This is a genomic window from Streptosporangium sp. NPDC087985 (assembly GCF_044741965.1).
Taxonomy (GTDB): Bacteria; Actinomycetota; Actinomycetes; order Streptosporangiales; family Streptosporangiaceae; genus Streptosporangium.
In genome coordinates, this window is record NZ_JBIUTQ010000001.1 from 142,610 (window position 1) to 157,104 (window position 14,495).

Here is a 14,495-nt window from a genome sequence, read left to right on the forward strand (position 1 = left end):
CGTGACCGGGCAAACACATGTCACGCTCGAACTCGACGACATCCAACGTGGGGTTCTCAGCCCTCGGCCGACCCCGTACGCGGCGACGTACATCCTGTTCCGTATCGACGACCGCGTGCACGGGCGGGAGTTGATGCGGCGCGCGAGCACGGTGGTGACCTCGGCCGCCGACTCGATGAGCCCCCTGGGCGAGACCTGGGTGAGCGTCGCGGTCACTTATCACGGCCTCAAGGCGTTGGGTGTGCCACAGGAATCGCTGGACACGTTCGCCTGGGAGTTCCGGCAGGGGATGGCCGCGCGGGCGAAAGTGCTGGGCGATATCGACGAAAGCAGCCCCGAGAACTGGGAACCGCCGCTTGGCACGCCCGATGTCCACGTGGTGCTGGTGGCGCTCGCGCCTGACAGTGCGCAGTTGGAGGCCGCCATCGATCGCGTCCGCCCGGCATATGACGCCCTCCCTGGTGTGACGGCGATCTGGCGGCAGAATTGCCACGCGCTGCCTACCGAGACCGAACCCTTCGGTTATCGCGACGGCATCAGTCACCCTGCTGTCGAGGGCAGTGGCATTGCCGGGTCGAACCAGTTGGAAGTGCCGCTCAAGGCCGGTGAGTTCGTGCTCGGCTACCGCGACGAGATCGGCGGCCTCCAGACCACGGAGCCCGAGGTGCTGGGACGCAACGGCACCTATGTGGTCTTCCGCAAACTTCACCAGCGTGTCGCCCTGTTCCGGCAGTACCTGAAGGACAACTCCACCTGCCCCGAGGATGAGGAACTGCTGGCGGCGAAGATCATGGGACGCTGGCGCAGCGGCGCGCCGCTGGCGCTCAGCCCGCTGCACGACGACCCCGACCTTGGCGCCGACCGACGCCGCAATAACAACTTCCTGTACGCGCAGGACGATCCGGCGGGTTTCACAACTCCCGGCGGCTGCCACGTCCGCCGGGGCAATCCCCGCGACGCGTCGGTGGCCGGAGCACCGAGGCTTCACCGCATGATCAGACGTGGTACCGCGTACGGCCCGCCGCTGCCCAAGGGAGTCCTGGTAGACGACGGGACCGATCGGGGGCTGATGTTCGCGTTCGTCGGAGCGCACCTCGGGCGGCAGTTCGAGTTCGTCCAGTCCGAATGGATGAACGACGGCGTCTTCTTCGGCGCAGGCAAGGCAAGGGATCCCGTCATCGGGTCCAACGACGGCTCCGGTGACTTCATCATCCCCCGGCGGCCGGTACGGCGGCGCCTGCAGGCGCTTCCGCGGTTCGTCGTCACTCGCGGCGGCGAGTACTGCTTCATGCCCGGACTGAGCGCCCTGCGCTGGCTCGGCGATCTCCAGGACTGAAGTACGGCGACGCTGCCGCCCTGGCACGGCGATCGGGGGAGGTTACATGGACTCACTGCATCTGCTGTTCAACGCGGTCACCGTGATCTTCATCGCGACCACCATGTTCGCCGCCGGACTTGGAACCGCGCTGTCGGCATTGCGTGCTGTCTTCGCCGACCTCCCGCTGCTCCTGCTGGTGCTGCTGGCCAACCTGTTGATCATCCCGCTGCTGGGCTGGGGCATCGCCGCGCTGTTCAGCCTGCCCGCAGCGTCATTCATAGCGCTGGTCCTGGTCGCGTCGTCGCCAGGCGGACCGCTCGGGGCGAAACTCGGCATGGTGCAAAACGGCGACGTGGTCGCGGGCGCGGCGATGCAGGTACTGCTTGCCGCCGTCGGCAGCATCACCTTCGGCCCGACTGCCAACGTCCTCCTTACAGCGGCTAAGGCCGGCGCTGGAGTCTCCCTCGACGTCGCCGCGCTGGTACTGACGGTTGCCGTCCTACAGCTCGTACCGTTCGCCGTCGGGCTGACACTGCGCCACTTCACGCCGCCGACAGCGCAAGCGTGGCATCCCGCGGTCACCAAGGTGTCGAACGTGACGTTCCTGATCGTGCTGGCGGGCATGCTCTTGGGCAACTGGCGTGATGTCGTCGCGCTGGTCGGCTCACTCTCCCTGCTAGCGGGATTCGTCTTCGCCATTGCTGCATTCGCCCTCGGCACGGTGCTGGCCACTGGATCGCGGGTGCGCCGCACCACCATGGGAGGCGTCGCATCGGTGCGCAACGCGGGGCCCGCGCTGGCCGCCATCGGCATCGCCTTCGGCAACCAGCCGGCCATCCTGGGAGCAATTGCCGCAGTACTGTTCAGCGGCCTGGCGGCGGCCCTACCCATCGCCGCGCTGCTTAGCCGCCGACGGGTAGTAGCACCGCCTGAATGAAGGACACGAGGTTGTCTGGGTGGCGCGGCCGGGGTGCTGTATACAGCAGCGGGATACAGCAACGTCGCCATACACGATCACACGCCACCAGATCGCATCTGCCGCGTGACCAGGGCGAGGAGCCCTCTGCATCGTGACTGGCTCCCGTTTGCAAGCAGGATGTCAGGAGTTCGAATCTCCTAGGCTCCACCAGCCAAAACGCCGCTTTCCGGATCAAGGAAAGTGGCGTTCGTGTTCTTGGCTTGTGGGGAGCGCACCGGCCGGGCCGCCGTTTCCCATGTCCTGCGCACTTCCATGACCCGCATGTCGAGGGCGTCAGCGATCTTCTGGTCAGCGTGGCGGGTCGCGTGCTGACAGGTCAGTGCCGCTCAGTCGCTGTCGTGGCCCGTCCGCGCCTTGAGATCGGCGAGACCCGTCCGTCCGACCGCGCGATGGAGCTCGTTCACGACAACAACATGTCCAAGATCGAACCCGAGGTCGGCAGCCCCCTGATCCACCCTGCAAAGTGTCCCAAACGTGAAATTTGATCATTAATGTGATCATCGTGCGGAAATCGATCATAGCGGCCCTTGCCGCAGCAACGCTGTTGTTCACCCCCGGCGCCCTCGCCTTCGCGGCCACCGATACTCATTCGCACACAACCTCGGCGGGCTGGTGCGGACAGAAGCAACCCTCAGGCAGGTACTACTACTGGCACAAGAAGCACTGGGACTGCATCTCACCCGGCGCCTACTGCGCGAAATCCCAGTACAACGATTACGGATACTCCATGCGGGTCGCCGCCCACACCAAGCGCTACAAGTGCGTCCGGTACCCCAGTAACACCTGGCACTGGAAGCCTGTCGGCGCCTGACAACTCGCCGATATAACTGAACAGAACCCAGACGGTACCGTCGAATCAGACGTCAACTGCGCGACTGATCGGCGGTACCGCTTCTTTTCCACTTCCCGACTGGACCTGCCTCTCAGGTGGCCCCGGCGTTCTGCCGCGCGGCGAAGAAGCCGTCGAGTTCGGTCTGTTGCTCGCTGTCGAAGGCGCGTCTGGGGAGGAAGCCCGTGCACTGCTTGTTCACGAAGAACAACCAGAACTCGGGGGTGGTCACGACCCGTCCGAACAGGGACCACCGCACCGTGGTGGTGGATTGGTCGGTTCGATACTCGTACCCGTCGCTGGTCACCCGGAGCGTGGTGGGTACGCAGAGATACGTGAGCTGTCGCTTGGCGGTCCGGCGGATCGACCGGGTCAGCACGAGGGGGAACACGACCGCTCCGACGAGCATGCCGATACCCATGCCGACAGCGTCAACCAGGATGCAGATGAGTCCTGACGCGATCAGGACGGACGGCAGCGCCAGATAGGTGACTTTGAGTTGCCGCTTGAAGCCTTGTTGGAGTGCTCGCGTCACTTCGTCGGGAGTGGGTTCGTATCTGACTGTGAAGTCCACCATGCCGCCTTCGTCTGATGTGGTGACCATCATCGGTGGGATAGAAGCGCGAGAAGCCCAGGACGGGCACCGATGGATTGCGGCGAGTTCACGCGGTCTTGCGGAGACCGGCGAACTGCAGGCCGGTGAAGCCGGCGACCGCTACCGCCTGTGCGATCACCAGTGCGGTGCCGAGGCCGGTCAGCGGGAACCAGCCGGCGATGAGCAGCTCCGCGCTCGCGGCCACCCAGACGATGTTGACAGCCATTACGACGCCCACGGCGGCCTTGCTCATTGCCGGCCGCGAGGCGAGGAAGAACAGGGCGGCTGCCCAGGCGACCAGGAACGCACCGATCGGGTAGAGGAAGGCGGCGGGGAGGCCGAACATCTCGCCGAAGATCGCCGCAGCGGCGACGTAGACGACTCCATTGGCGCCTGAGCCGATCGCATCCTGCTTGAGGGCGAAGCGGAGCAGCTTGGCGTCGGCGGCGGTGGTGACGGTGCTGGTGACGGTGGCCATTTCGGAGATCCCTTCGTGGTGCTGACGTGCGTGTGACCACGAAGCTACGCAGGTCCGCACCAACCCGAATCAGTCATCGTGACGGTAGGTTCCTGACCGTGCTGTACGGGCGATCCAGGGAACAAGCGGACATCGAACGGCTCCTGGCGGAGGCCAGGGCCGGCCAGAGCGGGACCCTCGTCATTCGAGGCCAGGCGGGGATCGGCAAGTCGGCGCTCCTGCACTACGCCGCCGGGCAGGCGGAGGGCATGCGAGTGCTGCGCGGCGTCGGCATCGAATCCGAGGCCGAGCTGCCCTTCGCCGCGCTTCATCTGCTCCTCCGCGCCGGGCTCGACCGGATCCACGCACTGCCCGACGCACAGGCCACCGCGCTCAGCGGGGCCTTGGGCCTGGGCGACATCGCTCCGGAAAACCGGTTCCTGGTCGGGCTGGCCACGCTGAGTCTTCTCTCCGAGCTCGCAGGGGACGGCGCGCTGCTCTGCCTCATTGACGACGCACAGTGGTTCGACCAGGCGTCCATCGACGCGCTGGTGTTCGCCACCCGACGTCTCGAGGCCGAAGGCGTCGCCATGATCTTCGCCGCCCGTGCGGGTTTCCATGCCGCAGGGCTGCCCGAGCTCCGGCTGGGCGGGTTGGACAGCGAGGCCGCCGCCGCCCTGCTCCCCGCCGACCTCCCACCGCAGGTGCGAGAACGTCTCATTGAGGAGTCGGGCGGCAACCCGCTGGCGCTCATCGAACTGCCCGCCGCGCTCACCGCCGAACAGCGGGCGGGACGGCTGTCGCCGGTGGGTGCGATGCCCGTCGCCGATCGAGTTCAGGAGGCGTTCCAAACACAGATAGCCGCGCTTCCCGAGCCGGCGCGGACCGCGCTGCTGGTCGCGGCGGCGGACGGCTCCGGTGAGCTTGAGACGGTGGTCGGCGCGGGTGCCTCCCTCTATGGCCTTGAAGCAGCCGAGCGGAGCCGCCTGATCGAGGTCAGGGGGACGACCATCGGTTTCCGCCATCCCCTGATCAGGGCCGCCGCCTACCAGAGTGCGACGGTCACCCGGCGCCTTGCCGTACATCGGGCCCTTGCCGACGCCCTCACCGGCTCGGCCGCCATGGATGCGGCCGACCGGCGGGCGTGGCATCTGGCCGCCGCCGTGCTCGGCCCCGACGAGGGGGTTGCCCGGGAGTTGGAGGAAGCGGCGGAACGGGCACGTAACCGCAGTGGCCACGCCACGATCGCGGCCGCTTACGAGCGAGCCGCCGAGCTCACCGCCGATCCGGTAAGACGGTCCGGACGGCTGGCCGCTGCCGCGCTGGCAGCGAGCGACGCCGGGCTGATGGGCCGTGCCGCCGCGCTCGCGGACAGTGCCACGCCCGACGTGGACGACCCTGACGTGACCGCCGCGCTGATCCAGGTGCGTGCCCATCGCGAATTCGAGCTGGGCACACCGCTCGCGGCGGGCCGGATCATCCTGGACGGTGTTCCCCGGGTGGTGGCCCGCTCCTCCGAGTGGGCCACCTGGCTGCTGGTGGAGGCCATCCGCTGCGCCTGGTTCGCCGGTGATGCCCGGCTGGCCGAGGAGGCGGCCGCGAGCCTCCGCGTGCTCCCCGAGATCGGCTCGCCGCTGGTCAGTGGGGCGTTCGGGCTGACCCGCCTGCTGAGCGGTGACCTTGGAGGCGGGACCGAGCTCATGGGCGAGGCGGTCGACGGACACGCGCTCGCTGGGCTGGGGGTGCCTGGGCTGACCTTCACCGCCTCTCTCTGCTTCCCGCTGGGCCGTGCCGTCCTCTATGAGGAGATCACCGGACAGGTCGTGGCGGAGTGCCAGAAGAGCGGAATGATCGGCTGGCTCGCCTTCGCGCTCGCCGATCACGGTCTCGCGCAGGGGTGGCTCTGCCGGTACGGCGAGGCGAGGGCGGCCCTGAACGCGGGGCTGCGGTTGGCGGCGGATCTGGGTCACGAGCAGCGGGTCAGTCATCTCATGTGCTCCCTCGCCTGGGTGCTCGCTCACCAGGGGAACGTGGAGGAGTGTCGCGCGAACGCAGAGGAAGGTGTCGCGAGAGCTGACGACCAAGGGCTGGTCCTCGCGGCGGCCATCGGGCGCTGGGCACTCGGCCTGCTCGAACTCGGCTTGGGCCGCCCGGACGCCGCCCTCCGGCAGCTGGAGGCCATCCCGCTGACGGGCATCGCCTTCCTCTCCGCCGCCGACCAGGTCGAGGCGGCCATCCGCGCCGGTCGGCCGGAGCAGGCGGAGGAGCCGCTTGCCCGATACCTGGCCTGGGCGCGGCACGTCCGTCAGCCGTCGCCGGACGCGATCGCCCTGCGCTGCCGTGCTCTAGTCGAGGAGGACGAGACGCACTTCGCGCATGCCGTACGGTGCCATGAGGAAGACGATCAGCCGTACGAGCGGGCGAGGACGCAGCTCGCCTATGGCGAGTGGCTGCGCCGGGCACGGCGGCGAGCAGATGCCCGTACGCAACTGCGCGGCGCACTGGAGATCTTCGACCGGCTCGGTGTGGAGCTGTGGGCCGAGCGCGCCCGGGCGGAGCTGCGCGCGACCGGAGACGTACCGGCTGCGCCGCGTAAGGCCGACGACCCGCTCAGCGTGCTCACTCCCAGGGAACGCCAGATCGTACGGCTGGCGGCCAACGGCGCCTCCAACCGCGACATCGCCGCCCAGCTTTTCCTCAGCCCGCGGACCGTTGGCTATCACCTCTACAAGGCTTTCCCCAAGCTGGGTATCACCTCTCGATCTCAGTTGGCAGCCGTCGCCCGATCTCCATCGGTGCCCGACTGACAGGATGGAGACGGCCGCGACCAGGACGATCGGCCGCCGCGACAGGCGTGGGCGGGGGCGCGTGTGCCTGCCCAGGCTCCGATCAGCAGCAGGAGCGCGGGCGTGAACGTCCAGGCCACCTGCTCCGGCGAGATGGTGTTGAGTGTCGAGGGGTTCACCGGGCAGTTGGCGTCCTCGGGCATCGGATTCACCAGGACCCGCGCCGGCTGGAGCAGGGTGGGGCGGCGGGAGTCCGTATTGCACCGAAATACTGCAACCGCCGCTCACAACTGCTCACCTCCACGGACCGAGGGCTGCGGCGTGCCGCTCCATCACCCGGTCCTGCGGTTCTTGTTGAACTCCTCGACCAGCTTGAAGAACTCGGATTCGGAGTCGGTGAATTTCGTGATGCCCTTCTTCGAGTCGGTCTCCACGAAGAACAGCCAGGGGCCGGTGGCCGGCTTCAGCGCAGCCTTGATGGCGTCGTCACCCGGGTTGCCGATGGGACCGGGCGGCAGGCCGAGGCGCGCGTAGGTGTTGTACGGCGACCGGCTCGTGAGATCTTCGTACGAAGCCCTGCTGCCGAACTTGTTCAGGCCGTACAGGACCGTGCTGTCCATCTGCAGACTCATCTCGGGCGTGCGGTTCAGCCGGTTGTAGACAACCCGCGCAACCTTGGGCATGTCGCGCTTGTCGTGCGACTCGGCCTGCACGATGCTGGCGATGGTCATGATCTCCAGTGGCGTACGGCCGACACGCTTGGCGCCTTCCACCAGGTTGGTGTCCTCGGCGACGCTCCTGAAGCGCGTCACCATCGCGGCGAGGATCTCCTCCGGGCTCGACGTGGGCGAGACCTCATAGGTCGCGGGGGAGGCGAATCCTTCCAGCGCGCCCTTGGCGTAGGCGGGAAGGCCGAGCGCCTCACCGTCCTTGGCGGCCCGCTCGAACTCCTTCAGCGGCTTGCCGGTGGCGGTCGACAGATCCTTCAAGACACTGGAGAGCCGCAGTCCTTCGTTCACCGTCACGGTGATCCGGGTCTCCGCACGCGTCTCGCCGGAGCCCTGCCCGGCGAGAACCCCGGGGGCCGCCGTCCGCGAGGACAGGCCCTGGACCACGAGCGTGGATCCGACCGTCAGCACGGCGACGGCTGCCGCCGCCGCCAGGGCGAGGCCGCGGTGACGGGATCGGCCCCTGTTGACCTGGAGGAACCGGCCCGGCTGGGGTGGCCGCTCCTCACTGGCCATGTCGGAAAGGGCCTCGCGCAGTAGATCCTCGATGTTCATCCGAACTCCCTCACGGCGCTCAGTTCAGGCGCGGCCTTCTTCAGACGTTCCAACGACCGGTAGATCTGGCTGCGCACCGATCCCACCCGGACACCGAGCAGCCGCGCGATCTCGGTCTCGGACAGGTCTTCGAAGTAGCGCAGCACGAGCATGGTCCGCTGCCGGGGCGTCAGCCGGGCAAGAGCCGTGCGCATCACCAGGCGAAGGTCCACGATCTCGGCGTGCCCGTCGCCGACCTGGTCGGGCAGCCATCCGGTGGACACTTCCGCGATGTGGGAACGGCGCCGCCACCAGCTCACCTGCTCGTGGTACATGACGCGGCGGACGTAGCCCTCGATGGCCGCGGGGTCACGAAGGCCGCGCCACTTCGCGGCCGTCTTCGCCAGCGCCGACTGCACCAGGTCCTCAGCGGCGTGCCGGTCACCGGTCAGCAAGTACGCGGTACGGAACAGCGCCCCTGATCGATCGATGACGAACTCCCGGAAGTCCGCCTCAAATCCTGGATCCACCTGTCCTCCTCGCGATGTCACCAAGCAAGGACGCAGGTGGGACGTCAATCTATGCCGACATGGCCGAACCGATCCGCGTCCAGCGGCTCCGATGTGGCGGCGTCGGCGGGCAGGAACGCCTCCGGCTTCAGCTCCGCGCGTCCACGACGGTCGCGGGGTGCGGACGGGAGAACGGTCCGTCCCATTGTGGAATGGGAGGGGAGAGGGAGATACGTGCCAGTCCAGGCTGGATCCGTGCCGGCTTAGGAAGGATGATCCGAAGTGACGGGTGATGATCAGCCCTGCACGGGACAGCCCCTACACCGCTCAACGCAACCGGGAGGAAATATGCGTGAACTGCTCCGCACCACCGATCTGGCAAGAGGCAGGTGATCCGGCAGGGCTCGCGCCCCCGTGGTGCGAGCCCTGCCGGATCATGAGAAGAGGTCAGCTGACGGCGGTCAGGACGCGTTCCCGGGGAAGTACGTCGGAATCCTCGTCGTCGCCGTGCGAGAGCTGGGGCAGCCAGTTCAGCCAGCGCGGCAGGTACCAGTTCCAGTCGCCGAGCAGCTTCATCGAGGCGGGCAGCAGAACCGCCCGGACGATCGTGGCGTCGATCAGGATCGCCGCCGCAAGGCCGATCCCCAGCTGCATGAAGGTCAGCAGCGACAGGGTCGAGAAGACCGCGAACACCGCGACCATGATGAGCGCCGCGCTGGTCACCACCCCGGCGGTCGAGCGGATGCCGGTCGCGATGGCGTCGTCGGTGCGCATGCCCCGGTCGTAGGCCTCGCGGATCCGGCTCAGGATGAACACGTGGTAGTCCATCGACAGGCCGAACAGGATCACGAACAGGAACAACGGCAGCCAGTTCGTGATGAAACCGGTGGACTCGAAGCCGAGAAGTTCCTCGCCCCAGCCCTTCTGGAAGACCAGCACGAGCAGACCGTACGCCGCCGCGACCGACAGCAGGTTGAGCAGGATCGCCTTGACCGCGATGACCAGCGATCGGAATGACGCCAGCAGCAGCACGAAGGCGAGCAGCAGGACGAAGACGAACACCAGGGGGACGGTGCGGTCGAGCTGGTCGTTGAAGTCCATGGCTCCGGCCACGTGGCCGTAGACGTACGCCTCGACACCGGAGACCGCGCCGATCGTGGCCGGGACGACGCTGTCGCGCAGGGTGCGGACCGCGTGTTCGGACACCTCGTCGGCGGTGCCGGCGCCCTTGATGCCGATGGAGACGACGGCCACCGTCCTGTCCGGATTCACCGAGACGTTGAAGGGCTCGTTCGCCTCGCCGGTCGCGAGGGCCTCCGTCTTGAAGTCGTCGAACGCCCTGGTGAGCTCGGGCGCGGTGACGTCCGCGGCCTTGACGACCACCTGGGCGGGCTCGTTGCCACCGGGGAAGGCCGCGTCGACGCGCTTGAACGTCTCCGCGATCGGATAGTCGCCCTGCAGGTCGTTGATGCCCGGCTCGCCGGTCTTCAGGTCGAACGCGGGGACCGCGAGGGCGACCAGCAGGCCGCCGGCGAGCACGATCGAGACCACCGGCCGGCGCAGGACGGCCGACAGGACCGTGTTCCAGAACCGGCCGCCGCCGGCACGCCCGCCGAGCCTGCGCCGCCAGGTCACCCGGCCGCCCGTGGCCAGGCGGACCGTACCGTGGATCGCCCGGCCTTCGATCCTGTCGCCGAGCAGCGACAGGACGGCGGGGAGCGCGGTCAGCGAGCCGATCACCGCGGTGAGGACCACCAGGATCGTGCCTTCGGCGAAGCCCATGAAGACGCCGTTGCCGGTGAGGAACATGCCGGCCATGGCCACGATGACGGTGATGCCGGAGATCAGTACGGCCCGGCCGGACGTGGCAGCCGCGATCTTCAGGGCGCGCTCCCTGCTGCGCCCCTTGGCCCGCTCCTCGCGCTCACGCCGGATGTAGAACAGCGAGTAGTCCACGCCGACCGCCAGGCCGATCAGCAGCATGAGGTTGGTGGTGGCGCTGTCGACGTGCAGCAGCTGGCTCGTGAACGCGAGCAGGCCGCCCGCGGCGAAGAAGGCCGTCATCGCGAGTGCCACCGGGACGACAGCGGCCAGCAGCGCGCCGAACGCCGCGAGCAGGATGCCGAGCGTCAGCGGAATCGAGATCAGCTCGGCCCGGACGAAGTCCTCGTCGATGGCCTCACCGATCAACCTGTTCGAGCTGGCCGAACCCGCCTGCTCGATGCGCAGCCCGGGGTGGTCCTCGGCGACCTTCGCCACGGCGTCGAGCACCGGCTGCACCCGCTCGCCGGCGGTCTTGCCCTCGCCCTTCATATCGAACAGCACCAGTGCGGTCCGCCTGTCCTCGCTGATCGGTGCCGGGCTCTCGGAGTCGTACGGTGTGCGTACGTTCTCCACCTGGCCGGTGGCGAGGATCGCCTTCCTGACGTCCTCGGCGGCGCTGCGGAAGTCAGCCGGGCTCTGGGCCTGGATCAGGACGGTTTCGCCGGCCACGTCAGGAAAATCTGCGCCGTCAAGGATCTGGGCGGCTCTCCGTGAATCGCCGTTGTTGCTCTCGTACCCCTTCATCGACGCCGTGCCCACGGCATTGCCCACCAGTGTCGCGGTGACCACGAATCCGATCCAGATCAGCAGTGCCGCCCAGCGGTGCCGGGCGCTCCATCCACCGATCGAAGCGGCCAGATTCCGCTGGCGTCTCATTGCATGACCTTTCCTTGACCGTTTTCTCAAATGGTAGAAATCGATCAAGAACGGGACATCGGGTGAGAGCCCTGAGGGGTCCCTGAGAGGGACCCTGCCCCGCATCCGGGAACACCCCGCCTACGGTGGATCCGTCTCCGCCACGCCCGCGGTGGTCGACGCGTCTTCGAGGCGCCTGCCGTAATGGATCCGCACGCCGTGCCGTGCCGGTGCACGGAGGTACGGCCCGCGCCTTCCGGTGCGGGCCGTACTTCCGGCAGATGCCGTACCCAGATGGATCAAGACGACTTCTTGGAGACCTGATCTGCCTGGGCGTCGGCCCTGCCGCTGATTTTCTCCGCCGTGGAAGCGGTGGAATCGGTCTTCGACGTGACACTGTGCGCCACCTCGGAGACCTTGTCCTTCGTGGACTGCGCCTTCTCTCCCATCCAGCGGGACGCGTCGGCGGTGCTGTCCTTCATCACCTCGGTCCACTGCTCGGCGCTCCTGCGGTACATCGCGAAACCGATGACTCCGACCACGACACCGCTGAACAGCAGGAACATCGGCCATTTACGGGACTTCACAGCCGGTGCCGGATCCATCCTGGTAGCCGCCTGTGACAGCATCGCACTGATCTTCGGTGCCAGCTGTTCCTCGAAGGAGTGCGCGGCGGCGTCCAGCCGGGGTGCCGCCCACTCCCTGGCCACGAAGACCTTGTCGTTGGCCCTGTCACGGGCCTGAGTGGCCACGTCACGGGCCTGAGCGGCCATGTCACGGGCCTGGGTGGCCATGTCGCGGGCCTGAGCGGCCATGTCGCGGGCCTGGGTGGCCATCGGGCCCACCCGGTCGGCGGCGCGTGTGACCTGAGCCTTGACCTGACCCAGCCGCGTCCCCGGTGTCACTCTCTTGATTCGGCGCTTTCCATATTGTGCTAGAGGCACGTCAACCTCCCCAGTCGTTGGGGCCCCGTTGCCACCCCTGCCCGCTCGAAGGCGGCTCAATCATGACTGGTCGTGGGAGGATGCTAGATGGACCGGCTACGGCCGTAATCACCAAAACACCACAAGAACAGCATGTTGCACAGGCTTTAGCCAAGACCAGAAGGGGGCAATCCGATCGTGGCTGAGAAGTTGATCGCGAACCTGAAGACCAACCGGGGCACCGTGAAGATCCAGCTTTTCCCGGATCACGCGCCCAAGACCGTGCGTAACTTCGTTGAGCTGGCCGAGGGCACCCGCGAGTGGGTGGACCCGAGGACCGGTCAGAAGACCACCGGCAAGCTCTACGACGGAACAATCTTCCACCGGGTCATCGAGGGCTTCATGCTTCAGGGCGGTGACCCGCTCGGGCAGGGCACCGGTGGCCCGGGCTACAAGTTCGACGATGAGATCCACCCGGATCTCTACTTCAACCGTCCCTACCTGCTCGCCATGGCCAACGCCGGCATCCAGGGCGGCCGCGGCACCAACGGCTCGCAGTTCTTCATCACGGTGGTGCCCACGCCGCACCTGAACGGCAAGCACTCCATCTTCGGTGAGGTCATTGAGGGCCAGGACGTCGTCGACGCCATCGCCAAGACCGACACCGACGCCCGGGACCGGCCCAAGGACCCCGTCGTCCTGGAGTCGGTCACCATCGACCGCGTCCAGGGCTGATCGCTCGGAGAGGCGGCCTCCGCGCGGAGGCCGCCTTTTCCTGTGTACGGGCGCTCGGGATCCTGCATAGGCTGGCAGTCTGTGAATAACAGCACGGTCGAAGGGGCCAGCGACACGCCATGACCACCCAGCCACCCAGCGAGCCTGACACGGCCGCCGCTCCCACGTGTTACCGGCACCCAGGCCGTGAGACCTACGTGCGCTGTCAGCGCTGCGAGCGGTCCATCTGCCCTGACTGCATGCGCGACGCCTCGGTCGGCTTCCAGTGCCCCGAATGCGTCGCCCAGGGCAACAAGACGGTACGGCAGGCGCAGTCGGTCTTCGGAGGGCGGGCGGTCACCACACCCCGGGTCACCTGGGCGCTGCTGATCGTCAACGTCCTGGCCTACGTCGTGGAGACCCTGAGCCCCGGGGTGATCGGCACCTTCGAGATGTACTCCGGGGCCGTTCACTACAGCGGCGAGTGGTGGCGCCTGATCACCGGCGCCTTCCTGCACGCGCCGCTGGGCGGCGGCTTCTCGATCACCCACATCCTGTTCAACATGTGGGCTCTCTACGTCATCGGCCCCGAGCTGGAGCGACGTCTCGGCTCTGCCAGGTTCCTGGCGCTGTACCTGCTGGCCGCGCTCGGCGGGTCCGTCGCGATCTACCTGTTCGGCATCGGAGCGGTGGGCGCCTCAGGCGCGATCTACGGCATGTTCGGCGCGCTGTTCGTGGTCGCCAGGAGGCTTGGCTACAACGCCCGCAACATGCTCTGGCTGATCGGCATCAACGCGGCGATCACTTTCATGATCCCCCACATCAGCTGGCAGGGCCACCTCGGCGGTCTGATCACCGGTGCCCTGGTGGGCGGGATCTTCGCCTACGCTCCGCCGAAGAGCCGGAACGCCGTCCAGTGGGGAGGCTGCGTGGCGGTGCTTCTGGTGCTCGTCGCGCTGGTTCTGCTGCTCCCGCCGTTCGCCTACCAGGCCGAGTTCAGCATCCCTGGTTGATCCACACCCTGATGCATCCCCAGGGTGTGGATAAATTCTGTGGAAAAAACTATCGCCAGCGGGTGGACAACACCACACCGAAGATGATGAAAGCGAACCCGATCAGCAGGTTCCAGTTGGCGAGGGCACCGATGAGAGGGGCCGTGGGCGCCACGTAGTAGATGGCGATCCACAGGATTCCGATGATCCAGGAGATCACCATGACCGGTGCCAGCCAGGGCGGGCTCACCGTGAGCTGCTTGGTCGTCTGCGGCGGGGTGTAGACCGCCTTCTTGCGAGTCTTGGGCTTGGGCACTGGATTTTCTCCTGCGTCGACCCTGCGCGATCCGGACCGCGCGCAGGTTATTTCAGCTAGCGTAATCGCTGGCGGGCGAATACCCGAGTAAGAATAGTCGGCGCACACGGGACATGGCGATCCCAGAACCGATCAT

14 protein-coding genes are annotated in these 14,495 nt (G+C 67.2%); 6 read left to right on the plus strand and 8 right to left on the minus strand.

The window, feature by feature from the left end; all coding sequences use genetic code 11:
• Window position 1: 1 nt before the first annotated feature.
• The 3 genes from ACIN94_RS00730 (at window position 2) to ACIN94_RS00740 (ending at window position 3,108) form a co-directional block, all read left to right on the plus strand.
• Window positions 2-1,336, plus strand: a complete 1,335-nt coding sequence (locus ACIN94_RS00730; RefSeq protein WP_400697673.1) for a Dyp-type peroxidase — start codon at window positions 2-4, stop codon at window positions 1,334-1,336.
• Window positions 1,337-1,382: 46 nt separating this feature from the next.
• Entirely contained in the window at window positions 1,383-2,255 is an 873-nt protein-coding gene (locus tag ACIN94_RS00735) for a bile acid:sodium symporter family protein (protein ID WP_400697676.1), read from the plus strand.
• A 544-nt stretch (window positions 2,256-2,799) separates the two neighbouring features.
• Window positions 2,800-3,108 (plus strand): hypothetical protein, encoded by a 309-nt coding sequence (locus ACIN94_RS00740; protein WP_400697679.1) that lies wholly within the window; start codon window positions 2,800-2,802, stop codon window positions 3,106-3,108.
• Between the two features lie 112 nt (window positions 3,109-3,220).
• On the opposite strand, the gene ACIN94_RS00745 is transcribed toward ACIN94_RS00740, so the two are convergent.
• Both ACIN94_RS00745 and ACIN94_RS00750 read right to left on the minus strand, forming a co-directional pair.
• The gene (locus ACIN94_RS00745) at window positions 3,221-3,730 is read right to left on the minus strand and encodes a YcxB family protein (protein WP_400697681.1); all 510 of its coding nucleotides are present in this window, start codon (window positions 3,728-3,730) and stop codon (window positions 3,221-3,223) included.
• 58 nt (window positions 3,731-3,788) lie between these two features.
• A complete protein-coding gene (locus ACIN94_RS00750) occupies window positions 3,789-4,199 on the minus strand; it encodes a hypothetical protein (RefSeq protein ID WP_400697683.1) in 411 nt (136 codons plus the stop codon).
• A gap of 98 nt (window positions 4,200-4,297) precedes the next feature.
• On the opposite strand from ACIN94_RS00750, the gene ACIN94_RS00755 reads away from it, so the two are divergent.
• The gene (locus ACIN94_RS00755) at window positions 4,298-6,985 is read left to right on the plus strand and encodes a LuxR C-terminal-related transcriptional regulator (RefSeq protein WP_400697686.1); all 2,688 of its coding nucleotides are present in this window, start codon (window positions 4,298-4,300) and stop codon (window positions 6,983-6,985) included.
• Between the two features lie 311 nt (window positions 6,986-7,296).
• Here the strand turns inward: ACIN94_RS00755 and mltG are convergent, their stop codons facing one another.
• The 5 genes from mltG to ACIN94_RS00780 form a co-directional block, all read right to left on the minus strand.
• Window positions 7,297-8,247 carry an endolytic transglycosylase MltG gene (mltG, locus tag ACIN94_RS00760; protein WP_400697688.1) on the minus strand — a complete coding sequence of 317 codons (951 nt, stop codon included), beginning with the start codon at window positions 8,245-8,247 and terminating at the stop codon, window positions 7,297-7,299.
• The gene (locus tag ACIN94_RS00765) at window positions 8,244-8,756 is read right to left on the minus strand and encodes a SigE family RNA polymerase sigma factor (protein ID WP_400697690.1); all 513 of its coding nucleotides are present in this window, start codon (window positions 8,754-8,756) and stop codon (window positions 8,244-8,246) included. Before ACIN94_RS00765 ends, mltG begins: the two co-directional genes overlap by 4 nt.
• A gap of 44 nt (window positions 8,757-8,800) precedes the next feature.
• Window positions 8,801-8,941 (minus strand): hypothetical protein, encoded by a 141-nt coding sequence (locus ACIN94_RS00770; RefSeq protein ID WP_400697693.1) that lies wholly within the window; start codon window positions 8,939-8,941, stop codon window positions 8,801-8,803.
• A 241-nt stretch (window positions 8,942-9,182) separates the two neighbouring features.
• The gene (locus ACIN94_RS00775) at window positions 9,183-11,435 is read right to left on the minus strand and encodes an MMPL family transporter (protein ID WP_400697696.1); all 2,253 of its coding nucleotides are present in this window, start codon (window positions 11,433-11,435) and stop codon (window positions 9,183-9,185) included.
• Between the two features lie 278 nt (window positions 11,436-11,713).
• Complete coding sequence (locus ACIN94_RS00780; protein ID WP_400697698.1) at window positions 11,714-12,319, minus strand: hypothetical protein; 606 nt, start codon at window positions 12,317-12,319, stop codon at window positions 11,714-11,716.
• Window positions 12,320-12,535: 216 nt separating this feature from the next.
• On the opposite strand from ACIN94_RS00780, the gene ACIN94_RS00785 reads away from it, so the two are divergent.
• Entirely contained in the window at window positions 12,536-13,072 is a 537-nt protein-coding gene (locus tag ACIN94_RS00785) for a peptidylprolyl isomerase (RefSeq protein WP_400697701.1), read from the plus strand.
• A gap of 239 nt (window positions 13,073-13,311) precedes the next feature.
• Complete coding sequence (locus ACIN94_RS00790; RefSeq protein WP_400697704.1) at window positions 13,312-14,064, plus strand: rhomboid family intramembrane serine protease; 753 nt, start codon at window positions 13,312-13,314, stop codon at window positions 14,062-14,064.
• 49 nt (window positions 14,065-14,113) lie between these two features.
• Here the strand turns inward: ACIN94_RS00790 and ACIN94_RS00795 are convergent, their stop codons facing one another.
• The gene (locus ACIN94_RS00795) at window positions 14,114-14,359 is read right to left on the minus strand and encodes a cell division protein CrgA (RefSeq protein WP_400697707.1); all 246 of its coding nucleotides are present in this window, start codon (window positions 14,357-14,359) and stop codon (window positions 14,114-14,116) included.
• Window positions 14,360-14,495 lie beyond the last annotated feature (136 nt).